The sequence below is a fragment of the Intrasporangium sp. genome (assembly GCF_051961875.1).
In the GTDB taxonomy this organism is placed as follows: domain Bacteria; phylum Actinomycetota; class Actinomycetes; order Actinomycetales; family Dermatophilaceae; genus Intrasporangium_A.
The window spans coordinates 20,856-44,312 of sequence record NZ_JBQCCV010000249.1; the positions used below are offsets into that span (position 1 = coordinate 20,856).

The following is a 23,457-nucleotide window of genomic DNA, read 5'->3' on the forward strand; positions in this document are numbered from 1 at the left end:
CCCACCCCCGGGGTCGGGCCGCTGCGGAGCCCCCGCCGCGGCCCGACCCGAACTCAAGGAGAGATCATGACTTCCACTCCAACCGCTCCGCCCCGGATGCAGCCGGCGGCCACGTCCAGCACGTCGATCGCGGCCCGCGCCGTCGACGTGGTCAAGACCTACGGGGCCGGCGAGGCCGCCGTCCGCGCCCTCGACTGCGCCACGGTGTCCATCCCCAGGGGTCGGTTCACCGCAGTGATGGGCCCGTCCGGCTCCGGCAAGTCCACCCTGGTCCACGCCCTCGCGGGACTGGACCAGATCGACTCGGGCCGCGTCCTGCTCGGCGAGACCGATCTCAGCACGCTGACCGAGCGCGAGCGCACCATCCTGCGCCGCGAGCGCGTCGGCTTCGTGTTCCAGGCATTCAACCTCCTGCCGGCCTTGACGGCCCGCGAGAACATCGCCCTGCCACTGACGTTGGCCGGGAAGCGCCCCGACCCGGCCTGGGAGGCTGCGCTGGTCGACATGCTGGGCCTCGGCTCACGCCTGGGTCACCGCCCGGCGCAGCTCTCCGGTGGGCAGCAGCAACGGGTTGCCGTGGGTCGCGCGCTCATCGCCCGGCCCGAGCTCGTGTTCGCCGACGAGCCGACCGGAAACCTCGACTCGCGCGCGGGTGCCGCCTTGCTGGCCTTCATGCGGGACGCGACCCGCTCGCTGGCCCAGACGATCGTCATGGTCACCCACGACCCGGTCGCCGCGTCCTACGCCGACCGCGTGGTCTTCCTCGCCGACGGCCGGATCGTCAGCGAGCTGATCGACCCGACGCCCGAGACCGTGCTCGCGAGCATGGCTCGGCTCGACGGCCCAGACGGGGCGTGATGACGATGTGGCACCTGACGCTGTCCAACCTGCTGGCACACCGCTCGCGCCTGGTTCTGACGTGGGTCGCGGTCGTGCTCGGCGTCGCGTTCGTCGCGGGGAGCCTGGTCCTCACCGACACCAGCACCCGAATGCTCGATGCCCAGTTCCGCACCGCGGCTGCCGGGGTGGACCTCACGGTCCGGTCAACGGCGGCCTTCGACGCCGCGATGGGCGTCGAGGTGCAGCGCGACCCGCTGCCGGCCTCCCTCGCCGACCGGGTCGACCACGTGGCCGGCGTCCAGCGGGTGCGGGCGGTCGCCTCGGGCTCCGCCCAGCTGCAGGTCCGCGATCAGCCCGTCGAGCCGAACGGGCCCACGCTGCTCGCCTCCTGGGGCACCGCACCCTTCACCGCCTACTCCCTCCGGCTGGGCCGGGACCCCCGTGGCGCGGACGAGGTCGTCATCGACGCCGCGACCGCCCGGGACCACAACATCGGTCTCGGGGACGCCGTCACCGTGTCCGCCACCGAGAGCCGCAGGCTCCGCGTCGTCGGGCTGGCCGGCATCGGCGACCGGGACGGCCTTCCCAACACGGCCGTCGTCCTCGTCAACCTCCCGACCGCCCAGGCGCTGCTCGGGCTCGGTTCCCGACTCAGCTCCCTCGAGGTCCTCACTGCGGACGACGCCAGCGTCCCCGACGTTCGGGGCCGCCTGGCCGCCGAGCTGGGCCCGAAGTACGCGGTCACCAGCGGCCAGGACGCCGCGGCCGCCAGCGCCGACGCGGCGAAGCGCAGCATCGGCTACCTGCGGATCGTGCTCCTCGCCCTGGCGGCCGCCGGCCTCTTGGTCGGCGCGTTCCTCATCGCCAACACCTTCGGGATCGTGCTCACCCAACGAGCCGGTGAGCTCGCCCTGCTCCGCGCCGCCGGAGCGACGGGCCGCCAGGTGCTCGGCTCGGTGCTCGGCGAGGCCCTCCTCGTCGGCCTCACCGGCGCCGGCGGCGGGACACTTCTCGGCATCGGGGCCGCCTACGGCCTGCGCGGCCTGGCGCAGAGCGCGGGCGTGGCGCTGCCGGGCGGCCCCTTGGCGGTCACCGGTCAGACCGTGGCCATCGCCCTCGGAGCCGGCGCCGGGGTCACGCTGCTGGCCGCACTCGGCCCCGCGCGCCGTGCCGCCCGGGTCGCACCCGTCGAGGCGATGCGCTCCGCCGGCCCGAGGCCGATGAGTGACCGTCGGGGACGCCGCCTCACCGGCTGGGTCCTGCTCGCTGTCGCCGTCGCGCTCCTGCTCGCCGGTGTCGTGGTACGCAGTGTCGCCGTGGTCGGGTCCGGGGCGGCTCTCCTGCTGGCCGGGCTCGGCGCCCTGGGTCCGGTGCTGGTGCCCCGGCTGGCCCATTGGGTCGGCCACCCCCTCGGCAGACTCGGGGTGCCCGCCCAGCTGGCCAGGGAGTCCATCGTCCGCAACCCGAGACGAACGGCTGCCACCACTCTGGCCCTGGCCCTCAGCCTGGCCCTGATCGGTTTCGTGGCGGTGCTGGGCAGCTCGGTCAAGGCGATCAGCGCAGCCGGCACCGAGACGATCACCGCGGACCTGCTCGTGCAGAGCAGCCGCGACGAGATGTTGGGAGGCCTCTCCCCCGAGGTCGCCAGGCGCGTCGCGGGCGTTCCGGAGGTCGCCACGACGTCACGCACCCGTTTCGGGCACTGGCTCGACCGCGGCATGACCAGCGCCCTGACGGCCGTCGACCCCGCAACGCTGCCGAAGGTCGCCAACGTCCGGATGATCTCCGGGACCTTCGCCGCGCTCGATGAGGGCGGTCTCGTGCTGGCAGAGAAGACCGCCAAGGAACGCGGTCTGGCAGTGGGCGACTCCCTCACCATGACCTTCCCTCGTGACGGCGACCAGCGGCTCCGGGTCGTCGGGGTGATGGCCGACGAGTCCGCCCAGGCGCTGTCCACCAACTACGTCATCTCGCTCCGCAGCTACGCGGCTCACTACAACGAGAACGTGGATGCGACGGTGTACGTCTCGCTCGCTGACGGCGTCAACCCGGCCCCTGCCCGAGCGGCGCTGCGGGCCGCGGTGGCGGACTTTCCCAATGCGCAGATCCGCGACCAGGCCGAAGCGGCCGCCGGGCGGGCCGCAGCCATCGAGCAGGTTCTTGGCCTGATCACCCTGCTCCTCGGGTTCGCGGTTCTCATCGCGTTGCTCGGCATCACCAACACGCTGGCGTTGTCGATCGTCGAGCGCACCCGTGAGATCGGCCTGTTGCGAGCGGTGGGGATGACCCGTCGGCAGCTGCGCGGCATGGTCCGTGCCGAGGCGGTCCTCGTTGCCGCCGTGGCCGCCGTCGGTGGCGTCGCCCTCGGGCTCGTCCTCGCCGCCTCGGTGCTCGTCGGCCTCGCCGCGGACACCACAGCGGTGGTGCAGGTGCCTGTCGCTCAGCTCCTCGGGGTGGCCGCCGTGGCCGTCCTCGGGGGCCTGACCGCGGGCCTGCTGCCTGCCCGTCGCGCCGCGCGGCTCGACGTCCTGACCGCGATCGCAACCCAGTAGTGAGGGAGCGCCGGCCCGCGCGCCCGGGCCGGCGCAACCCGGCGGTTCCGCCGGTGTGAGCGACCCCTCCGGGCCGCCACCGTGGTCCTCACCCACCCGAACTCCCCCGAGTCGACCAAGGAGCACGCCATGAGCGCAGCCCACCCGGCAGCCGGTGTCACGACCGTCCACTACCGGATCACCGGCCACGCCTGCGATCGGTGCCGCGGCGCCTTGTTCAGCGAAGTCGGCAAGGTCGACGGGGTCCAGGCCGTCGCCGTCGACCTCACCACCGGGCGTCTGGCCGTCGACGCCACCGTCCCGGTCGATCACAAAGCGATCCGCGCCGCCATCTACGACGCCGGCCACGACCTCCAGCAGTAGCCCCTCCGCTCACCCGTCCAGGAGCACATCATGACCATCACCTCGTCCTCGACCCCCGCGGTCTCCTGCGCCCTCGACATCGGCGGCATGACCTGTGCATCGTGCGTCGGTCGTGTCGAGAAGGCGCTGCGGCGGGTCCCCGGGATCACGTCCGCGGAGGTCAACCTCGCCACGGAGGTCGCTACCGTCAGCTACGACCCCGTTGCGGTCGACGTCTCCCAGCTGATCGACGCCGTCGAGCGGGCCGGCTACACCGGCTCCGTGCGAGCCACCCCGGAGACGTCCGGGCAGGGCCCCTCACCCGAGCGGCCGGGACCTCTCACCGACGCGGCACCGGAAGGGGACTCCCACCTCGCTGACCTGAAACGCAAGTGGCAGGTGGCCCTGACCACCGGGCTCGCCCTGATGGCGGTCATGTACCTTCCGGTGCCGATCGACGCCATGGACTGGCTGATGCCGGCAATCCTCGTGGTCGCCACGGTCGTGCAGTTCTGGGCCGGCCGCCAGTTCTACGCGGCAGCGTGGGCAGCCGCGCGGCACCGGGCCACCAACATGAACACCCTCGTCGCCCTGGGCACCGGGATTGCCTACGGGTACAGCGCGTTCGTCACACTGTGGCCGGGCGCGGCAGAGTCCTGGGGCCTACCGCTGCACGTGTACTTCGAGACCTCCCTGGTGATCATCGCGCTCGTCCTGCTCGGCCGCTGGCTCGAGGCCCGCGCCAAGAAGCGGACCGCCGCGGCGGTCACCGCCCTGCTGGGGCTCGCGCCAGCCACCGCCCGCGTCGTCGTGGACGGCGACGAGCGTGACGTTCCCCTCTCCGAGGTGACGGTCGGTGACGTGGTCCGGGTGCGTCCGGGCGAGAAGGTGCCTCTCGACGGCGTCGTCGTCGAGGGCAGGTCCAGCATCGACGAGTCGATGCTGACCGGTGAGCCGATGCCCGTCGGCAAGGCTCCCGGGGACGTGGTGATCGGGGCGACCCTGAACGGCACGGGATCGCTGCTCGTCCGCGTCACCGCCGTGGGGGCCGACAGCACCCTCGCCCAGATCGTCCGCATGGTCGAGGACGCCCAGGGGTCGAAGGTGCCGATGCAGCGGCTCGCCGACCGGATCTCGGCGATCTTCATTCCCGCCGTCCTCGTGGCGGCCGCACTGACCTTCACGGCCTGGGCCCTGTTCGGACCCGCCGACACCCGCATGACGATGGCCATCAGCACGACGATCGCGGTGTTGATCATCGCGTGCCCCTGCGCCCTCGGCCTCGCCACTCCGACGGCCGTCATGGTCGGCACGGGCAAGGCCGCAGAGCACGGCATCCTCATCGGTAACGGCGAGGCACTGGAACAGGCACAGCGGCTCACCGCCATCGTGCTCGACAAGACCGGCACCATCACCACCGGCCGACCCGCTATGGCCGGCCTCATCCCCGTCGGCGGTTGGGAGCCGGATGAGCTGCTCGCGCTGGTCGCAGCCGCCGAGATCGGCAGCGAGCACCCGGTCGGCACGGCGATCGTGGCCGCGGCACGCGAACGGAACCTCCCAGTGCCGCAACCGGACCGGTTCGTCGCCGTCCCTGGCCACGGCATCGACGCCACCGTGGGGGCCCGCCGCGTCCGCGTCGGCAACCGGGCCTGCATGGCCGCCGCGGACGTTGACATCTCGGCCCTGTCGGCCGCGGCCGAGGAAGCCTCCGGCCAGGGACAGACCCCGGTCTTCGTCGCGGTGGACGGCGAGCCGGCCGGCCTGGTGACCATCGCAGACACGGTGCGACCCGAGTCGGTGGAGGCGGTCCGACAGCTCACCGCGCTCGGGCTGGACGTCTGGATGCTCACCGGGGACACGGAGGCGACCGCCCGCGCGGTCGCCCGCCAGGTCGGCATCGACCACGTGATCGCCGACGTGCTCCCTTCCCAGAAGGCCGAGGCAGTGCAGGCCCTGCAGGCCGCAGGCCAGGTCGTCGCGATGTGCGGTGATGGCATCAACGACGCGCCCGCCCTGGCCCAGGCCGACCTCGGCATCGCCGTCGGGACGGGCACGGACGTCGCCATCGCCGCCTCCGACGTGACGCTCATCAGCGGCGACCTGCGCGGCATCGTCGCCGCCATCGCCCTGTCACGCCGCACGGTCACCACGATCAAGCAGGGGCTGGCGTGGGCGTTCCTCTACAACGCCCTGCTCATCCCGGTCGCGGCCGGAGCCCTGTGGCCCGGCCACGGCATCCTGCTGGACCCCGTCCTCGCCTCGGCCGCGATGGCGATGAGCTCCGTCAGCGTCGTCACGAACGCGCTGCGGCTGCGCTCGTTCCGCAGGCCCTCGAGTACGGGCGAGATCTTGCACCCACCGCTCCGGCGCCGGCTCGGGCAGTACGCCTACCTGGCCGGCGTGGCCGTCACGGCGCTCGCGGTCGGTACCGCGTTCACGTGGGCGAGCCGGACCGAGACCGCCGAGCGGGGCATGAACGGCGTGCTCGCGTGGACGCAGCGTGCGGGGATGCCGATGCGTCCGGCCATGAGCACGATGATGACCGCCGACATCGAGCCGATCGAGGCGTCGGAGGCGGGCGTCGACGTCGCCGTCACCATCCCTGCCACGGCCAGGCCCGGCGTGCCGGTCCCCGTCACTGTCATCCTGACGGACGGCACCGGCGGCAGGGTCACCGACCTCTCCCGGAGCCATGAGGTCTGGATGCACCTCATCGCGACCCGCGCCGATCTTGGCACCTTCGCGCACGTCCACCCCGAGCCCACCGGACGTCCGGGCGAGCTCGCGACGACCATCGTGTTCCCGACCAGTGGTGACTATGTCGTCAACACCGAGTTCCGCCGGCGTGGCGAGATGGGTGACCTGCACGACCGCGCCGTCGTTCACGTCGCCGGCCCCTCCCCCGCCCGGACCGTCCTGAGCGCGAGCACCCGCACCCGCGTCGTGGCCGGGGTGCAGGTCACTCTGGACGGTGAGATCCACGCGGGCGGAACGAGCGACCTGCACTTCCACCTCCGCGACGCTGCAACCGGTGCGCCGATCACGTCGTTGCAGCCTTACCTGGCCGCCGCCGGCCATGTCGTGATCATGCGAGCCGACGGGCAGATCTTCACCCACGCGCACGCCGACGTCCGGGACCAGGACGGCACCCCCGTCTTCGCCCTGCCCGGCCAGCGCTTCGGGCCCGACCTGACGGTGCACGCGGGCTTCCCGACGCCTGGGCTCTACCAGGTCTGGGGCCAGTTCCGACTCGACTCCGGCGAAGTCATCACCGTCCCGTTCACCGTCGACGCGCGGTGCACCCAACCGCTGTGCCCCGCCGCACAGTGACCGTTGCGATCAAAAGGACCAGGAGACCAGCCATGACCCCAGCAACAGCACCGACCCTCGAGGTCGTCGTCCGACGCGCCGCGCCCACCGATGCCGAGAGCGTGATGGAGATGGTCCGCGAGATCGCGGCCCACGAGGGGCAGTCGGAGCACGTGACCGTCACCAGCGCGCGGTGGGCGGACGTGCTCGCCCGACCCGACGTCATCGTCCTCCTCGCGAGCCGGGATGGTCGAGACCTCGGGTACGTGTCGGCGATCCGTCGCCTGCACCTGTGGAGCGACCGGGACGTCATCGCCCTCGACGACCTCTACGTCCGCGAGGAGGCCCGCAACGCGGGGGTCGGGCGGGCCCTCATGGCCACCCTGGCTTCGCGTCATGCCGAACCCGACCGGCTCAAGATCACCTGGGGCGTGGAGCCCGACAACCTGGCCGCGCAACGGTTCTACCAGCGCTTGGGCGCGGGCCTCAGACACAAGGTCGTCGCCGGTTGGGACCCAACCGGCTACGCCGACGTGGTCCGGAGCGGCGCCGCGCAGGGGCACTGATCGGCTGGTCGCGCCTCCCCCGTCCGGAAACGCACGTGGCCCCCACACTGAGTGTGGGGGGGCCGCGTGGCGCTGCGACGCGATTGGTAGCGGGGGCACTGTTTGAACCCTTGAACTTCGGCGTCACGGGGCTCATTCAGCTTTCATCATGCACAATCGCTACCCCCCGTTACCTCCTCCTGGAGCCGCAGCCCGTCGAGTTGCTCGCCCTATCGCCCTATCGCGCGGGTGCGGAAACGGATCGGCGCACCGGTGGGGGTCGTGACTCTGCTGGGCGGCCGCGCGCTGCTGTCGCATCGTCGCGGATCAGGTCGGCGCGCGCCTGAAGGCGGCCAGCTACCACCGCTCGACTCGCTGGCCGGGTCGAAGGCGAGCCTGCGACGCCTCGCCCGTGCCTACCGAACTCCACCGTGGTGTGAGCAGGCTCCCTGCTTGCCGCCCGCACGGGAGAGGGAGCCGTCTGCGCATGTGACCGCGTATCCGCCCGGACCTACGGTGGGCGGAGCCCATGTAAATGCGGGGGATTCGCTCACGGGTGGGAGGTTGGTGCGTAACCCTGCCACTGGACCCGCCGGTCACCATGGCGGCTGTGCCGTGCTCGGGGCCCCCCATTCAAGAAGTTCACCACCTGCATAGGAACGTCTTTAAGCGTTGGGGTCTGGCGTTGGGAACGTCCTCCTGATGCGCTTGTCGGGCTTGGTTTCCCATCGCAGAAGGAGGACGTCCATGTCTCACGGTAGTGGGGTCTCGCGGGGAGATCGGAACCGGAACGCACGGCTGGCTCGGCTGCGCGCGGCGGTGCCGGTCACGAACGCGATCGTCGGGATCGATCTGGCCGATCGCAAGCAGATGCTCGTGGTGTGCGACCACGACTCGCGGGTGCTGGCCCGGCGCACGTTCCGGTGCAAGGCCTGGGACCTGGGGGCCGCGCTGGACTGGGCCGTCGGGCGTGCCAGCGGCAACGGGTTCGCTGGGGTGACGGTCGCGTGCGAGCCGACCGGGCACCGGTGGCGCATCCTGGGCCAGCTGGCGGCCGACCGCGCGATGAGCTTCGTGTGCGTGCAGCCGACGCTCTCCTCGTGGGCACGCAAGAGCGAGGACCTGACGTTCGACAAGACCGACGACAAGGACGCGGTCCTGATCGCCCGGCTGACGGCGCAGCTGCGCTGCTACCTGCCCGAACCGGTCGACGAGACGTGGGGCCGGCTGCGGCACCTGGGTGCCCGCCGGGAACAGCTGCTGGACGAGCATGTGGCGTGCGTGCAGCAGCTGCGCGACCTGCTCGAATGTGTCTGGCCCGCCGTCCTGTCCGCGGCCGCGCACCCGTTCAAGTCCGTCACCTGGGTCGCGGCGCTGACCGTGGTGCTGCGCCGCGACGGTGGCGACCTGTCTCGCACCCGGCGCCTCGGGGCGGCCCGGTTCGAGCGCCGGGTCCACGCCGAAGTGACCCGGCGCGGCAAGGCCCGGCCGTGCCTGCGGATCGTGCGGCAGGTGTTCGCGGCCGCCTCCAGTAGCGCGGGCGTCCTCGAGCACCGGCGCGGCGCGCTGGAACGCGCCGAGTGGGTCCTGGACGACTGTGACACCGCCCGCGCCCAGCAGGCCGAGGTCGAGGCCCGGATGGTGGCCGTGCTGAACGAGCTGGAGCTGACCGACCTGGTCACCACCATCCCCGGCCTATCCGCGGTCGGCGCCGCGGCGATCCTGGCCCAGACCGGAGACCTGTCCCGGTTCACCTCCGCCCGTGCCGTGGTCAAGCACGCCGGCCTCGCCCCCCGCGAGCGGATGTCCGGCACGTTCACCGGCAAGGCCCGGCTCACCGGCGCGGGTCGTCCGCCGCTGCGCACCGCGGCCTGGCGGGCGGTATGGGGATGCCTGCAAACGAACAAGGTCTACGCCGCCCGCTACCGGCACCTGACCACCCGGGAGAAGAACAAACTCAAGCCGACCCAGGCACAGACCATCATCGCCGCCGCGATCCTGCGTCAGCTGCACGCCGTCGTCGTGCACCGCCAAGCCTGGGACGCGGCCCTGGCCACCGGGCACACCACGAGCCAGGGGCCGCTCATGGTTGCCTGACACCGCTCCTCGCGCGAGGCATGCGCGCGTCACCAGCAGGGCCGGGGCGAGCCTTCCGCGGCATTGAGAACCACCACCGGTATCTCGTCGCTCATCACGGGCCGCCCCGGCCCGTCGTCACCAAACCCGATCACACGCTGTCGAGCCACCAAGCTCCATTACCGCTATGCAGGGACGACGACGGGCCACCGGCACCCCGGTCCCCTTGACGTACAACGCCTCACGCTGATGAGCGGGTGACTTCTGTTCAACCCAACTCAGGAGAGGCTGCGCCTCCGTGGTGGACTACTCGTCCGGCCTGGATGACCGTCCGTTCCGCGCACGGCGACCACAGGCACTCGCCGTCCTCGAACGGGTTGCCTTGTAGGACCAGCAGATCCGCGACACCACCTGCCATGACCCGGCCGAGGTCGGGCCGGCCGATGAGGCGTGCGTTGCGGGAGGTGGCCGAGCGCAGCAGTTCGAGCATTCCGGTCACCTCCGCCTGCAGCCGCAGCCCGTTGAGCTGCTCTGCCTCCAGCACACCCATCAGGTCGGTGCCGAACCCGATCGGCACGCCTGCCGCGGCCGCGATCTCGATCGCCTCGCGCCCGGCCTCGAGCACCTCCTGGTTCTTCTCCCGGGAAACCTTGGCCATCCCCAGCTCCTCGCCACGCCGGTTCATCGCCTCGTAGCAGGCGAGCGTCGGCACCAGGAACGCGTCATGCTCGACCATCGCTGCGGCCGACGACGCGTCCAGCAGGTTGCCGTGCTCGATCGAGCGCACCCCGTTGCGGACGGAGTGCATGATCGCCTCGGGCGAGTACGCGTGTGCCGCGACGTAGCTGCCGCGACGGGTCGCCTCGTCGGTGACCGCGCGGATCTCCTCCGCTGAGTACTGCGGGATCCGGATGGGGTCGGTCAGCGAGATCACGCCTCCGGAGGCCATGATCTTGATCGCGTGGGCACCCTGCCGGAACCGCTCGCGGACCGCGACCCTCAGGGGGTCGATGCCGTCGACGACCTCGACGTTGCGTCCGTCGCAGGGACAGCTGTGCCAGTGCTGGGGACGGCCGTCTCCGTGCCCACCGGTCTGGCTCAGTGCGGCGCCCGTGAACAGGTAGCGCGGTGAGGTGAGCCAGCCCTCACGGATCGCGCGGGCGATGCCGGCGTCTCCGCCGGCGACGTCGCGGATCGTTGTGAAGCCTCGCCGCAGGGCGCTGCGCAGCCTGGTGCCGGCTACGAGTGCGACGTAGCTGAGGTGGTTGGCCTCCGTGTCGAGCATGTCGAGGCTGATGCCGTAGGGGTGGCAGTGAGCGTCGATGAGTCCGGGAAGAACCATGCCGCCGTGGGCGTCGACGATCTTGTCAGTTGGCCTGGCCGCAGCGCCGATGCTCTCGATGTGGCCGTCCCGGATGACGACCGGCCCGTCGAGCAGCTCGGCGGACTCGCCGTCGAAGATTCCCGCGTTGATGATGGCGAGTCCACGAGAGTCGGCGCTCATTCCTCGGACCCGGCCAGGTGGACGCGGATGCAGGCGGCGCGGTGGCTGGGCCCGACGGGTTCTAGCGGTGGCCGGGACGAGGCGCATGCCTCGACGGCACGCCAACACCGGGTGCGGAAGGTGCACCCGGTCGGCGGGTTCGCGGGGCTCGGTACCTCGCCGGCCAGGACGATGCGGCGCGATTCGTCCCGGCGGCTGGGGTCGGCGACCGGGGCGGAGGACAGTAACGCCTGCGTGTAGGGGTGCTTCGGGTTCTCGTAGACCGCCTCGGTCGGTCCCTGCTCGACGACGCGTCCGAGGTACATGACGGCGACGCGGTCGGCGATGCTGCGGACCACGGCGAGGTCGTGCGAGATGAAGACGTATGAGAGCCCGAGCCGTTCGCGTAGGTCGCGGAACAGTTCGAGGATCTGGCCCTGGACCGAGACGTCGAGGGCGGAGAGCGGCTCGTCGCAGACAAGCACTTCGGGCTCGACGGCGAGGGCGCGGGCGATGCAGATTCGTTGGCGCTGCCCGCCGGAGAACTCGTGGGGGTAGCGGTGGCGGTGGGACGCGTTCAGCCCGACCATCTCGAGGAGCTCGACGACCCGCTCGGTGCGGTGTGAAGTTGGCACGAGGTCGCTGTGGATCTGGAGCGGTTCCCGCAGGATCGCATCGACCGTCATCCGGGGGTTGAGGGCCGAGTAGGGGTCTTGCAGCACGATCTGGATCCGTCGACGGAGCCGCCGGTCTGCCTTGGAGCCGGTTCCCCATTGGGCGTGGCCGACCGAGATGATGCCGCTCGTGAGGGGCTCGAGGTTGGTCAGGAGCGAGGCGAGGGTGCTCTTTCCGCAGCCGGACTCGCCGACGAGGGCGAGGCACTCCCCCGTTCGCAGCTCGATGTCGACGCCGTCGACGGCCTTGATGGCGAGTCTGCGGCCGCGGATGCCCGGTTCGCGGGCGGGGTAGTGCTTGACGAGGCCGGTGCCCTTCACGAGCACGTCAGTTGGCGTCGACATGAAGCAGCTCCTCCACTCTGAGGCAGGCGGCCTGCCGGTCGGGGGTCTGGTGCTCGAGCACTGGACGGGTGTTTCGACACTCGGGCACCACGACCGGGCAGCGTGGGGCGAAGAGGCAGCCGGCCGGTCGGTGGGCAGGGTCGGGCAGCCCGCCGGGGATGGGCGTACGGGCACCGGCCTGGTCGATGCGAGGTACTGAGGCGAGCAGGGCCCGCGTGTAGGGGTGGTTCGGCGAGGTGAGCACGTCCTCGGCGGGTCCGCTCTCCATGACTGAGCCGGCGTACATGACGACGATGTGGTCGGCGATCTCGGCTGCGACACCAACGTCATGGGTGATGAATAGCAGGCCGGTGCCGGCGTCCGTCAGTCGCCGGAACAGCTGGAGGATCCCGGACTGGACGGTGACGTCGAGCGCGGTGGTCGGCTCGTCGGCGATGAGCAGTTGGGGGTCGAGGGCGAGCGCCATGGCGATGACGATGCGCTGGCGCATGCCACCGGAGATCTGGTGCGGGTAATCCCTGGCTCGTCTCTCTGGGTCGGGGATCGCAACGTCGCGCATGAGTTCAACCGCTCGGGCCCAGGCTTGGTGGCGGCCGAGCCCACGGTGGACGCGGAACATCTCTGCGATCTGAGCTCCCACTCGCTGGACGGGGTTGAGCGCGCTGAGTGAGTCCTGGAAGACCATTGCCATCTGCTCGCCCCGGGCGCGCCGCATCGCGGCGTTGTTGCCGAGCAGGCTGAGCCCGGAGAGGCGGATCGTCCCTGAGGTGATGTGGGCGGTCGGTTCGAGCAGGCCCATGGCGGCCTTGGCCGTGACGCTCTTGCCCGAGCCGGACTCGCCGAGTACGACGACGCATTCGCCGGGGTTCACGCTGAGGGTGAGGCCGTCGACCGCGGGGACGCGTCTGCCGCCGCGGGCACGGAACTCGACTGCAAGGTCGTCGATCTCGAGAAGGGCGGGCGCTGTGGTGGGCCCCTGGGGTGCTGTGGTCATGGCGTCACCGGCTCTTGGGGTCGAGGATGTCGCGCACCGCGTCGCCGACCAGCACGAAGCTGAGGACTGTGACGCAGAGGAACAGGGAGGGGTAGATCAGCAGGTTGGGGTTGCTGTTGAAGTAGTTCTGTGCGGTGTTCAGCTGCACCCCCCAGGAGATCGAGGGGGCTTTCAGGCCCACGCCGAGATAGGTCAGGCTCGCCTCGCCTGCGATGATCCCGCCGACGGTGAGGCTGGCGAGGACGAGGACGGGGGCGAATGCGTTCGGGAGGATGTGGCGGAACATGATTCGCACGTTGGAGGCGCCGAGGGCGCGGGCGGCCTTGATGTAGTCGAGGTTCTTTGTCGCGATGACTGTTGAGCGCATGAGGCGGGTCATGGTCGGCCAGGAGAAGGCGGCGAGGGTTGCGGAGACGGCCCAGATGCCGTGGGAGCCGAGCGCGGTGAGGATGACGATAGCGGCGACCATGAAGGGGAAGCCGTAGAAGACGTCGATGACTCGGCCGAGGGCGAGGTCGACGATGCCGCCGTAGTAGCCGGCGACCAGGCCCAGGGCGATGGCGATGGCGGTTGATGAGGCGGTGACGACGATGGCGATGGTGATCGAGGGCCGGGCGCCGTGGACGACCTGGGTGTAGAGGTCGCACCCTTGGATGTCGAAGCCGAACGGGTGGCCGGGCGCGTTCTGGATGCCGCTGCGGTTGAGGTCGCAGTCGTAGGGGTCGCCGTGACCGAACAGCCCCGCGATCGGTCCTGGGAAGGCGGCCATGAGGATGAGGGCCAGGACCAGGAAGCCGGGTATGGCGAAGCGCGGGCGGGTGATGAGGTCGCGCAGCATCTGCCGGGTCGGGGACGTGGAGCGATCGTCAGGGCCCGCACTTGTCTCGGGTGCCATTTCGGCGGCGATGACGGCGGCTGGTTCAGTCATAGCGGATCCTCGGGTCGAGCACGGCGTAGATGACGTCGACGAGCAGGTTGGCGGCGAGGAAGATCAGCACGAGCAGGGTGGAGATGCCGACGACGACGGGGCCGTTCTGTGCCTTGATGCCCTCGAAGATCTGGAAGCCGAGGCCGGGGATATTGAAGATCCCCTCGATGATGACCGCGCCGCCGAGAAGGCCTCCGAGGTCGATCGCGAGGTAGGTGACAACCGGGATCAGGGAGTTGCGCAGCGCGTGGTTGACGATGATCCGCCGGCGTGGGAGACCCTTGGCGACCGCCGTGCGGATGAAGTCGGCGGAGAGCGTTTCGACGAGGCTGGTGCGCATGAGGCGCGCCGTGGTGGCGAGGCCGAGGATGCCCAGGACGATCGCGGGCAGCAGGTAGGAGGTGGGCCATCCGTCGTCGATCCCGGCGACCGGGAACCATCCGAGGTTGATTCCGAAGAGGATCTGGGTCGTGTAGCCGATCACGAAGATCGGCACCGCGAACGCGAGGATCGTCGCGCCGAGGACGAGGTAGTCGACCGGCTTGCCCTTGCGCAGCCCGGCCCAGATGCCGATGGGGATGCCGACGACGATCTCGATGAGGAAGGCGGTGACGCCGAGCTTGGCTGTGGCGGGCCAGCTCTCGGCGATGATTGTGGAGACGGACCGGCCGTTGAAGTCCTCCCCGAGGTCACCGCGGAGGAGGCCACTCATGTACTTGAGGTACTGGATCGGGAGGCTGTCGTCGAGGTGGTACCTGGCGCGAAGGGCTTGCTCGACCGAGGGTGACAGGACGTGTTGACCACCGGCGAGAGCCTTGATCGGATCGCCCGGCAGCGCGAAGACGACGAGGAAGATGAGGAACGTGGCTCCGAGGGCGACCGGGATCGCCAGTAGGACACGTCTGAGGATGTATCGGCTCACACCGGCTCCCTGAAGGGGTGGGACGGGGCTGGGGGGGCGGCCCCGTCCCACCGGTCTGGGTCCCGCCCGGGCTGTAACCGGGCAGGAACTATGCGGTTACTTCTTGATGACGGAGACCTGGCCCAGGTCGCCGAGGCCGTTGACGCCGACGGGGACGTTCGTCACGTTCTTGGTCCAGGCCGCCGTGAAGCGCCCGTAGTAGAGCGGTGCGATGGGCATGTCCTGCCAGGCGAGCTTTTCCGCCTCTGCATAGAGCGGCAGGCCCTGCTCGATGGGCGAGCCGTCGGCCTGGTTGATGAGCTTTTCGAACTCGGTGTTGGTGTAGCCGGTGTCGTTGGCGATGCCGTCCTTGGTCAGCAAGGGCTGCAGGAAGTTGCCGACGTGCGGGAAGTAGGCGCCCCAGTAGTAGAGGAACGGGCCGTCGACCTTCTTGCCCTTGACCTTCTCGTCGAGCTGGGCGTAGGGCGGAGTCTCAAAGGAGATGTCCTGGATGCCGAGGTTGGTGCGAAGCTGGTTCGCGACGGCCTGCAGGATCTGGTCGTTCGTCTCGTACTGGGTCGCGTAGAGCTTGACTGGTCCGTTCCAGCCGCCTGCCTCGTCGAGCAGCTGCTTGGCCTTGGCCGCGTCGTAGGCGCAAGCGGTGCAGGCGTTGTCGGTGGCGCCGACGGCCGAGCTGGGCGCGATGCTGCGGGCCGGCTCGCCGGAGCCCTTGAGGATGGACTTCGTCAGAGCGTCCCGGTCGATGGCCATGGAGAAGGCCTGGCGCACGCGGACGTCGTCGAACCGCTTGTCCCATGAGGGGAAGGCGAAGTAGTTGAGGTTGGGGATCGTCGCGACGGCGGTGCGGCCCTTGAGTCGCGTCTCCGCGTCCCCCAGCCGGTCGGCCGGAACGGGGTAGACGACGTCGGTGTTGCCGGCGAGCAGGTCGTTGTACGCCGTGCTGTAGGACGTGTACGGCTTGAAGATGATCGAGTCGGCCTTGCCCGTGTTTCCCTGGTAGGACTTGTTTCGCACCAGGGTGATCGGCTTGTTCGGCTCGTGCTTGCCCTCGATCTGGTAGGGGCCGTTGCCGATCGGGGCCGAGTCGAACGCCTTCGGGTCGTCGAACGCGGCCTTTGGCAGCGGCGCGAACGCGTAGCTCGCGATGACGTAGGGGAACAGCCCGAACGGCTTCGTGAGCGTCACCTCGATGGTGTGCTCGTCGACGATCTTGACGCCCGAGAGGGACTTGGACTTCGGTTCGCCCTCCGCCGGGTTGAGGTCGGAATAGCCCTGGAACAGCGCGAAGTTCGAGTTCTGAGCCCAGGCGTTCGATCCCAGAGCCGTGGCGTTCCATGCGGAGACGAAGCTCTGAGCGGTGACCGGCTCGCCGTTGGAGAACGTCTGCCCCTGCTTGAGCTTGATCGTCCAGACCTTCTGGTCGCTCGAGGTGACGGACTCGGCGGCGCCCGGCTTGGTCTCGCCGGACTGGGCGTCGATCGTCAGCGGGCCGACGAACATAAGGGACTCGAGGTAGAACGACCAGGAGTTGCCGGGGGTGAGGTGGTCGGGTTCGCTGCTGGCGACGGAGAAGGAGCCCCCGGACGCCGCCGTGCTGGTGCTCCCGGGCGAGGCGGTATTGGTGCCACCGGCACCGCCGCCACAGGAGGCAAGCAGTAACGCCGCCGCCGTGGCGCCGATGGCCAGGCGCAGGCCGGGCTTGGTCATACGAGTCATGCTGGGTCCTTGTCAGTGCGTGTGAAGTGCTGCTGTGGTCGCTTCGGGCGTGCTCGGCGGCACGGGCAGTCCGAGTGCCTCGGCGGCGAACGCGAGGACTGCCGCGCGCTCGTCGATCTGCTCGGCCAGGGTGCGGCCGGCCGCGTGTCCGGCGTTGTGCGCCACACGCATGAGGACTGGTCCCTCGCCGCATTGTGCGTCGGCGAGGGCGGCGAAGAATCGGTAGGAGTGAGGGCCGGGCGGGACACGGTCGTCGCGGTCTGCGGTGAGCACCAGCGTGGGCGGGTAGCCGCGCCCGGTGATGCGATGCAGCGGCGAGTACGCCTCGAGCGCGGCGCGCTCCTCCGGCACGTCGACGCTGCCGAACTCGCGAACCCAGCCGTGTCCCGCAGTGAAGAGGTGGAAGCGCAGCATGTCGAACACGCCCACCTCCGGCACTGCCGCACCGAGCAGGTCGGGCCGTTGCGTCAGGACAGTGCCGACCATGAGCCCACCGTTGGACATGCCGTTGAGTGCCACCGAGGCGGGGCCGCTCCAGCCCTGCTCCTCGAACCAGGCGGCGCAGGCGATGAGGTCGTCGATGCCGCGCTGCTTGTCGGTCTTGGTCGCGGCCAGGTGCCACTCCTCGCCGAACTCCCCGCCACCGCGGATGCCGGCATAGGCCAGCACCCCGCCTGCTTCCAGCCACGGCCGGTGCCATGGTGCGTATCCGGTGACGAGGAACGGGACCGAGTAGCCGCCGTAGACCGAGAGCAGAACCTTCGCGGTGCCTCGCGGGGCAGGTCCGGCCGGGCGGATGATCCTCATGGGGACCTGTGTGCCGTCGGCACTCGTCGCGAACACCGTCTCCACCACAGCGTCGCCCGACCCAGGCACGGGGGTCTCGTGGACCACCTCGCTGCTGCCGTCTGCGAGGTCGTGCTGGATGATCTCGACACCCGGCCGGGAGTCGCAACGCTCGACGTACAGGTAGAGGATCGGCTGCCCTTCAACCGCGGCGATGTCGTGGACGACCGCCTGGTCGGTGTGCAGGACGAGGCGGGTAGCGCCGCCGACCAGCGACGTCGCCTCGACGCGGCTGCCCGCCACCCCATGACGGACGGTCACCACATCATCGCCAGCAAGCTCAGCGCCATACCGGTCAATCGCCGTCGTCTCCTCGGGGACGACGAGACGCTCGGTGCCGTCCCGGCGGTCAATGGCGACGACCTGCCCATTGGGGCTGTGGCGGAAGTCCAGGCAGACCAGCTCCTCGCCGATCATCCCGAGGAAGTGGATCGGGCCAAGACCGTCGACGACGGTCTGCCATGGGCCCTTGAGGCCGACGGGGCGCACGTGCAGGCGAGCCGGGACGATGCCGACCTGCTCCTCGACAATGAGCCAGCGCCCGTCCACCGAGGTGTGGGGCAGCGCCCAGATCGCGTCTGTCGGCTCGAAGATCACCTCGTCCTCGGTCTGGGCACTGCCGAACCGGTGCAGCTTGATCCGGGGCTCGGAGTTCACGGCCAGGAGGTCCTCGCCAGCCGCAGGATCTGCCAGGGCGAGGTAGGCGATTGCGTCGGCGCCCAGCCAGGCGAACTGGGCCCATTTGATCCCGGTGAGCACGTCGGGCAGGTCCGCGCCGGTGCGCGTGTCGCGGAAGCGGATCGTGACCCAGTCGGCCCCGGCGCGCGCGGTGCCCCAGGCGAGGAGGGACCCGTCGGGCGAGAGGGAAGCGGCGGCGACGGCTGACAGCCCGTCCTCGTCGATGTCGGTGGCCTCGACGATGCACCGCTCACCGTTGGCGTCGCTGATCCAGAGCGACGGGCGCTGCTCGCCGGCGGCCTGCCGATAGTCGACCCGGACGCCACCGCGGCTCTCCGGCAGCCATCGCTTGTCCACGGACAGGATCCGGCGGAGCCGGGAGCGGGTCGGCTCATAGCTCGGCACTGCGTCGAGGTAGGCGCGGCAGGTGGCGTCGTGACGGTCAGCCCACTCCTGGACCTCGGGCGCGCCCTGGTGCTCGAGCCAGTCGTAACGCCCGAGCCCGTCGTCGATGCCCCGGACGGGCGGCTGGGTTGCCGTTTCGGCCATGATGTCTCCCTCGCTGGATCGGCTCGCGGTCAGTCTTGTCATCTCAGTGATTTCAGTCAATAGTGAAACGAGCACTTTTTCCGTAGGCTTCCGCCACTGCACTCGACGAGGGAAGGTCCACGAACCCATGACCGCGATGCGAGACGACAAAGCGGTACTCGACTTCACCGAAGAGCTGGGGCTGCTTGTCGAGAGCGAGGGCTGGATGCCGCGGATCGCCGGGCGCGCCCTTGGGTGGCTCCTGCTCGCCCCGGAGCCGCAGTCCCAGGCGGACCTGTGCGAGGCACTCCAGGCCAGCGGCGGGGCCGTCTCAGCCGCGACCCGGCTGCTCATCTCAAAAGGCTTGGTGCAGAAGGTCACCCGCCCTGGAGACCGCCGCACGTACATGAAGGTCCCTCCCAGCGCCTGGAGGGTCATGGAGGAAGACGGGCTCCAAACCGTCCGACGGTACCGGCGCGTTGCCGAGAAGGCCCGGGCCGCGTTACCGAAGGGGAACGAGATGGGCGAGACGAACCTCACCCGGATGAGCGACTACTTCGGCATCGTCGAGGAGCGGATGCAGGCCGTCCTCAAGCGGCTCGACGCGATCGAATAGCCAGCCCTCGGCAACGCTCCGCTCCCCACGCATCGTCGAGATATTCAGCACGAGCTTGCGGGGCGCGCTCCTACCTGCCTCGGTACAGATGGGCTGCGCTGTGAAGGCCCTCTTCCACCGCCACCCGCACGAGTCCGGCGCGGCTTGATTGTCCCAGCTTGAGCAGCAGGGCTTCGAGATGCGCCTTGACCGTGCGGAGTGAGAGGTGCAGCTCCTCGGCGATCTCGTTGTTCGTCATTCCTTGAGTGACGAGGGTCAAGACCTCAAGTTCCCGCGCTGTGAGGCCGCCGGTTGGCTCACGACGGCTCAGGTGGACGACGACGCTGCCCAACCCTGATCCTGCCCCCCGGGCGACGGCACGCAGCCGCCACCACCCGTTGGCGCTGTCCTTCTGGAAGGTGCTGACCCGGCGTCGCCGGGATACCCGCACATGCCGTGCGAGCGACAGCACCGCCTCGAGCGGCAGCTCACAGTTCGCCGGCTGGCCCTGATGCCAGGTGAGCCGACCATGCGGATCCACCTCGAGAACCAGATCGTCCGGCCCGCACTCATCAGCGACTTCCGGTACGGGGGCCGCGAGCAGGCCGGCCAGGTCGGAGGCGAGGAGGGTCAGCCCCAAACGCGTGGTTTCATCCATCGGATCGCGGGACGTGGACGACATCGCCAGCATGCCGGTGCTGCCCTGCCAAGGGGTTTCCACCACCAGGGTGACCCCTTCATTGAAACCTTGCGGGCCCAGGTGCTCCACGAAGGTACGGGTCTGCCGGAAGTCAAATGGCGTGTCGCACACTCGGGCGGCGACCATGGCGTCCCGTGCGAAGGCGAACCCGGGACAGGCCGCCACGTAGTCGCTGGCCAAGTACTGCACAACGGGCGCAGGGTAGTCAGTGTTCGCGACGATCCGGTGACGGGATGGGTCCGCCGGGTCACTGACGGTCAAGAGTGCGGCATCGAACCGAAGACCCGTGCTGAGGTGGCGCACGGCAGACTCGCGGCTCTCGTCGCCGCGCGCGGCGGCCTGGAGCACCTTCGCCGTCTGCCGCCACCAGTCGAGCCGCCCACCGAGGTTCCAGGGGCCGGCCAAGAGGGGTAGCGATCCACGGTGATCGCCAGTCACGGAAGGCACTGTGACAGCCGTCACGAGCCGAGCGCAAGACCCATCTCGTGCCCACAGTCGGGTGCCCGGAGGCGAGCGCCGGCAGATCGGTCAGATGACCGATGCCGACGATGGGCGCGGGGAGGCACAGTGACGCATCCCCGACACAAAGGAGTGGTCATGGAGCACGCGATCCACTTGCAGACGGTTGACGAGTTGCATGCAGCGATGGCGGACAGCCACTTGACGAGCGTGGATCTCGTCGAGGCCTCCCTGGCTCAAATCGACCGGCACAACGAGAAGATCAATGCCGTCGTGGCATTGCGGACCGAGGCGGCACGCGAGGAAGCCCGCGCGGCCGACCGTGTGCCACCGGAGCAGCGAGGGCCCCTTCACGGGCTGCCGATCCTCATCAAGGACCTGAACGAGCTCACCGATCTGCCGACCACCTTCGGATCTCGCGCGTTCGCCGGCGTGACGGCACCATTCGAGGCGACGGTCGTCACGCGGCTGCGTCGCGCTGGCGCCATCGTGGTCGGCAAGACCAACACTCCCGAGTTCGGGCTGCGACCGACGACGGAGAACGCGCTCTTCGGCCCGACCCGCAACCCCTTCGACCTGTCGCGTCATGCAGGAGGCTCGTCCGGCGGCGCAGCCGCCGCGCTGGCATCCGGCATGGTGCCGATCGCGCTCGGTGGCGATGGAGGCGGTTCATGCCGCATCCCGGCCTCCTGCTGCGGCGTGGTCGGCTTCAAGCCCTCTCGGGGCTTGGTTCCATGGGAGCCCGTGGCGCAGGAGTACTGGGGCGGACTGGCGACCAACGGCCCCCTCGCCCGGAGCGTCGCGGACGCCACAACGATGCTGGACGTGATGGCTGGCCCTGTCCTCGGCGAGCCCTATGGCGTGTCGACCCCGCGAGTCTCCGCCGCTCGCCGTGACGAGCCGCTACGCATCGGCTGGAGCATCCGGCCACCACACGGCGAGGTCGATGTGGAGGTCGCTGCCGCCGTCCGGGGGGCAGCAGCAGCCCTCGCCGAGCTGGGCCACGACGTCGCGGAGTTCGACCTGGACCTGACGGGCCTGCAGGACCCCTGGCTGGTCGTCGTCGAAGCGAGCACGGCGATGACCGTCGAGCGGTCGGTCGGCGACACCGGGCTCGCCGCGCTCGAGGCGAACACGCTGGCACTGGCCCTGCGGGGCAAGCAGCGCTCCGCTGCTGACTACGCCTGGGCGATCCATTCGATGCGCAACCGAAGCGGCGAGATCATGGCCGCCCTCGATCGGTTCGACGTTGTTCTCACGCCCACGCTGACCCATACGGCACCGCTCGTGGACGACGACCTGGACCAGCAGACGCACGAGGAAAGATGGCGCGCCTACCTCGACTGGCTCGCGTTCACCTACCCCATCAACTGCACCGGACAGCCGGCCATCTCGCTCCCCGGCGGGCGCAGCGCGGAAGGCCTGCCCATCGGCGTGCAGCTCATCGGCCGGATGGGCGATGACCGCGGAGTCCTGGCCGTCGCCGCACAGCTTGAGGGCGCCCAGCCGTGGCGCGACACCTACAACGAATACGGAGAGTGATCATGCGAACCGGATGGCTCTGGCACGAGATCTACGCCTGGCATGACACCGGCAACGCCGCCGGGTACCTCAGCGGTCCCGGGCTGCAACCGTTCCGACACTTCGAGTCCCCTGAGTCCAAGGCGCGACTCGCGTCGCTCGTCGAGGTGTCGGGGATGCTCGAGCACCTGACCCGCGTCACGGCCACCCCCGCCTCCGAACAGGACCTGCTCCGGGTCCACACGGACGAGCACGTCGAAAGCATGCGCCGCCAGAGCGAGGATCCACGCGGCGGCGACATGGGCGACGGCCTCTCGCCGTTCGCCCAAGGCGGGTACGACATCGCCCGGTGGGCCGCCGGCGGCACGATCAGCGCCATCAAGGCCGTCGTCACCGGCGAAGTGGACAACGCCTACGCGCTCGTGCGGCCCCCGGGACACCACGCACGACCCGACACCGGCATGGGGTTCTGCATGTTCGCGAACATCGCCATCGGCATCGAGTACGCACGCCAGAACCTCGGCGTCGGGCGCGTGGCGGTCGTCGACTGGGACGTGCACCACGGCAACGGCACCGAGGCCTGCTTCGAGAACGACCCAGAGGTCCTGACGATCTCACTGCACCAGAACGGCAACTTCCCCGCAGACACCGGCAAGGTCGAACACCGCGGCACCGGGGACGGCTTCGGCGCCGCGATCAACATCCCCCTGCCCGCCGGCTCTGGCGACGGCGCCTACCAGTACGCCCTCGAGCACGTCGTCGCGCCGGCCCTTCGACGGTTCGCCCCGGACCTGATCATCGTCGCCTGCGGCTTCGACTCCTCCAACGCCGACCCGCTCGGCAAGATGCTCCTGACCTCCACCTCGTACTCGGCAATGACGAACACGATGATGGAACTGGCAGAGGAACTGTGCGAGGGCAAGCTCGTCATCAGCCATGAAGGCGGCTACTCCCCCGTCTACGTGCCTTTCTGCGGTCTAGCGGTCCTCGAGACGCTCAGCGGTCAACGCTCCGGGATCAACGACCCGTATGCCGCCACTTGGGATGCGCTTCCAGACCAGGCACTCGCCCCCGCCCAGAAGGCACTAGTGGACCGTGTCGCAACACTCGTCGACGAGGTCCCCTCCCCCGCCACCTCAACTCTGTCCACCGGTGCCTAGGAGAGTCATGTCCACTTCAGCAACTCCGCTATCACCACTCAAGACAAGAGGGATCTACGCGGCCACCGTGTGGGTCAACCTCGCAATCATGCTCTTCCCACCGATCCACCTGCTCATGGCCGGCGGGAGCATGAACCTCGCCCTGGTCTACTTCATCGGCTCACCGCTGGTCCTGATCGCCAGCATGCTGCTGCTCACCAGACTCGACCCCAACTACCGCCGCGCAGAGGAGGCCTGACAC

18 protein-coding genes are annotated in these 23,457 nt (G+C 69.8%); 10 read left to right on the top strand and 8 right to left on the bottom strand.

The genetic code is table 11. From position 1 onward, the window contains the following. Positions 1-66: 66 nt before the first annotated feature. From ACTHJJ_RS14825 to ACTHJJ_RS14850, 6 genes are all read left to right on the top strand, one after another. Complete coding sequence (locus tag ACTHJJ_RS14825) at positions 67-858, top strand: ABC transporter ATP-binding protein (RefSeq protein WP_440303710.1); 792 nt, start codon at positions 67-69, stop codon at positions 856-858. After that, positions 858-3,392 (top strand): FtsX-like permease family protein, encoded by a 2,535-nt coding sequence (locus ACTHJJ_RS14830; protein WP_440303711.1) that lies wholly within the window; start codon positions 858-860, stop codon positions 3,390-3,392. The genes ACTHJJ_RS14825 and ACTHJJ_RS14830 overlap by 1 nt, the downstream gene beginning before the upstream one ends. 129 nt (positions 3,393-3,521) lie before the next feature. Continuing rightward, positions 3,522-3,755: a heavy-metal-associated domain-containing protein gene (locus ACTHJJ_RS14835; RefSeq protein WP_440303712.1), complete on the top strand. Its 234-nt coding sequence runs from the start codon at positions 3,522-3,524 to the stop codon at positions 3,753-3,755. Between the two features lie 30 nt (positions 3,756-3,785). After that, positions 3,786-7,067 (top strand): heavy metal translocating P-type ATPase, encoded by a 3,282-nt coding sequence (locus ACTHJJ_RS14840; RefSeq protein WP_440303713.1) that lies wholly within the window; start codon positions 3,786-3,788, stop codon positions 7,065-7,067. 32 nt (positions 7,068-7,099) lie between these two features. Beyond that, a complete protein-coding gene (locus tag ACTHJJ_RS14845) occupies positions 7,100-7,612 on the top strand; it encodes an N-acetyltransferase family protein (protein WP_440303714.1) in 513 nt (170 codons plus the stop codon). A gap of 726 nt (positions 7,613-8,338) precedes the next feature. Then, positions 8,339-9,688, top strand: a complete 1,350-nt coding sequence (locus ACTHJJ_RS14850; protein WP_440303715.1) for an IS110 family transposase — start codon at positions 8,339-8,341, stop codon at positions 9,686-9,688. Between the two features lie 247 nt (positions 9,689-9,935). Here ACTHJJ_RS14850 and ACTHJJ_RS14855 read toward each other — a convergent pair whose 3' ends face one another. The 7 genes from ACTHJJ_RS14855 to ACTHJJ_RS14885 all read right to left on the bottom strand — a co-directional run bounded on the left by ACTHJJ_RS14855 (position 9,936) and on the right by ACTHJJ_RS14885 (position 18,802). Beyond that, a complete protein-coding gene (locus tag ACTHJJ_RS14855) occupies positions 9,936-11,171 on the bottom strand; it encodes an amidohydrolase family protein (protein WP_440303716.1) in 1,236 nt (411 codons plus the stop codon). Next, complete coding sequence (locus ACTHJJ_RS14860) at positions 11,168-12,169, bottom strand: ABC transporter ATP-binding protein (RefSeq protein ID WP_440303717.1); 1,002 nt, start codon at positions 12,167-12,169, stop codon at positions 11,168-11,170. The genes ACTHJJ_RS14855 and ACTHJJ_RS14860 overlap by 4 nt, the downstream gene beginning before the upstream one ends. Further along, positions 12,153-13,163: an ABC transporter ATP-binding protein gene (locus ACTHJJ_RS14865; protein WP_440303718.1), complete on the bottom strand. Its 1,011-nt coding sequence runs from the start codon at positions 13,161-13,163 to the stop codon at positions 12,153-12,155. Before ACTHJJ_RS14865 ends, ACTHJJ_RS14860 begins: the two co-directional genes overlap by 17 nt. Before the next feature lie 4 nt (positions 13,164-13,167). Next, on the bottom strand, positions 13,168-14,091 hold the full coding sequence (locus ACTHJJ_RS14870) for an ABC transporter permease (protein WP_440303719.1): 924 nt from the start codon (positions 14,089-14,091) through the stop codon (positions 13,168-13,170). Then, positions 14,084-15,013 (bottom strand): ABC transporter permease, encoded by a 930-nt coding sequence (locus ACTHJJ_RS14875; RefSeq protein ID WP_440303720.1) that lies wholly within the window; start codon positions 15,011-15,013, stop codon positions 14,084-14,086. The genes ACTHJJ_RS14870 and ACTHJJ_RS14875 overlap by 8 nt, the downstream gene beginning before the upstream one ends. A 96-nt stretch (positions 15,014-15,109) precedes the next feature. After that, the gene (locus ACTHJJ_RS14880; protein WP_440303721.1) at positions 15,110-16,729 is read right to left on the bottom strand and encodes a peptide ABC transporter substrate-binding protein; all 1,620 of its coding nucleotides are present in this window, start codon (positions 16,727-16,729) and stop codon (positions 15,110-15,112) included. Between the two features lie 12 nt (positions 16,730-16,741). Beyond that, entirely contained in the window at positions 16,742-18,802 is a 2,061-nt protein-coding gene (locus tag ACTHJJ_RS14885; protein WP_440303722.1) for a prolyl oligopeptidase family serine peptidase, read from the bottom strand. 127 nt (positions 18,803-18,929) lie between these two features. Here ACTHJJ_RS14885 and ACTHJJ_RS14890 point away from each other — a divergent pair, with 127 nt between their 5' ends. Continuing rightward, positions 18,930-19,397, top strand: a complete 468-nt coding sequence (locus ACTHJJ_RS14890; protein WP_440303723.1) for a GbsR/MarR family transcriptional regulator — start codon at positions 18,930-18,932, stop codon at positions 19,395-19,397. 70 nt (positions 19,398-19,467) lie between these two features. Here ACTHJJ_RS14890 and ACTHJJ_RS14895 read toward each other — a convergent pair whose 3' ends face one another. Continuing rightward, positions 19,468-20,514, bottom strand: coding sequence for a response regulator transcription factor (locus tag ACTHJJ_RS14895; RefSeq protein WP_440303724.1), 1,047 nt, complete (start codon positions 20,512-20,514; stop codon positions 19,468-19,470). A 207-nt stretch (positions 20,515-20,721) separates the two neighbouring features. On the opposite strand from ACTHJJ_RS14895, the gene ACTHJJ_RS14900 reads away from it, so the two are divergent. The 3 genes from ACTHJJ_RS14900 to ACTHJJ_RS14910 are packed head-to-tail and all read left to right on the top strand — an operon-like array spanning position 20,722 to position 23,454. Beyond that, positions 20,722-22,077: an amidase gene (locus ACTHJJ_RS14900; protein ID WP_440303725.1), complete on the top strand. Its 1,356-nt coding sequence runs from the start codon at positions 20,722-20,724 to the stop codon at positions 22,075-22,077. 2 nt (positions 22,078-22,079) lie between these two features. Then, positions 22,080-23,216, top strand: a complete 1,137-nt coding sequence (locus tag ACTHJJ_RS14905) for a class II histone deacetylase (RefSeq protein WP_440303726.1) — start codon at positions 22,080-22,082, stop codon at positions 23,214-23,216. A 7-nt stretch (positions 23,217-23,223) separates the two neighbouring features. After that, positions 23,224-23,454 carry a hypothetical protein gene (locus ACTHJJ_RS14910; RefSeq protein WP_440303727.1) on the top strand — a complete coding sequence of 77 codons (231 nt, stop codon included), beginning with the start codon at positions 23,224-23,226 and terminating at the stop codon, positions 23,452-23,454. The last annotated feature ends 3 nt before the right edge of the window (positions 23,455-23,457 follow it).

Coding starts and splice junctions, on each gene's coding strand:
- ACTHJJ_RS14825 (WP_440303710.1), top strand. CDS start 67: ATGACTTCCACTCCAACCGCTCCGCCCCGGATGCAGCCGGCGGCCACG.
- ACTHJJ_RS14830 (WP_440303711.1), top strand. CDS start 858: ATGACGATGTGGCACCTGACGCTGTCCAACCTGCTGGCACACCGCTCG.
- ACTHJJ_RS14835 (WP_440303712.1), top strand. CDS start 3,522: ATGAGCGCAGCCCACCCGGCAGCCGGTGTCACGACCGTCCACTACCGG.
- ACTHJJ_RS14840 (WP_440303713.1), top strand. CDS start 3,786: ATGACCATCACCTCGTCCTCGACCCCCGCGGTCTCCTGCGCCCTCGAC.
- ACTHJJ_RS14845 (WP_440303714.1), top strand. CDS start 7,100: ATGACCCCAGCAACAGCACCGACCCTCGAGGTCGTCGTCCGACGCGCC.
- ACTHJJ_RS14850 (WP_440303715.1), top strand. CDS start 8,339: ATGTCTCACGGTAGTGGGGTCTCGCGGGGAGATCGGAACCGGAACGCA.
- ACTHJJ_RS14855 (WP_440303716.1), bottom strand. CDS start 11,171: ATGAGCGCCGACTCTCGTGGACTCGCCATCATCAACGCGGGAATCTTC.
- ACTHJJ_RS14860 (WP_440303717.1), bottom strand. CDS start 12,169: ATGTCGACGCCAACTGACGTGCTCGTGAAGGGCACCGGCCTCGTCAAG.
- ACTHJJ_RS14865 (WP_440303718.1), bottom strand. CDS start 13,163: ATGACCACAGCACCCCAGGGGCCCACCACAGCGCCCGCCCTTCTCGAG.
- ACTHJJ_RS14870 (WP_440303719.1), bottom strand. CDS start 14,091: ATGACTGAACCAGCCGCCGTCATCGCCGCCGAAATGGCACCCGAGACA.
- ACTHJJ_RS14880 (WP_440303721.1), bottom strand. CDS start 16,729: ATGACTCGTATGACCAAGCCCGGCCTGCGCCTGGCCATCGGCGCCACG.
- ACTHJJ_RS14885 (WP_440303722.1), bottom strand. CDS start 18,802: ATGGCCGAAACGGCAACCCAGCCGCCCGTCCGGGGCATCGACGACGGG.
- ACTHJJ_RS14890 (WP_440303723.1), top strand. CDS start 18,930: ATGACCGCGATGCGAGACGACAAAGCGGTACTCGACTTCACCGAAGAG.
- ACTHJJ_RS14900 (WP_440303725.1), top strand. CDS start 20,722: ATGGCGGACAGCCACTTGACGAGCGTGGATCTCGTCGAGGCCTCCCTG.
- ACTHJJ_RS14905 (WP_440303726.1), top strand. CDS start 22,080: ATGCGAACCGGATGGCTCTGGCACGAGATCTACGCCTGGCATGACACC.
- ACTHJJ_RS14910 (WP_440303727.1), top strand. CDS start 23,224: ATGTCCACTTCAGCAACTCCGCTATCACCACTCAAGACAAGAGGGATC.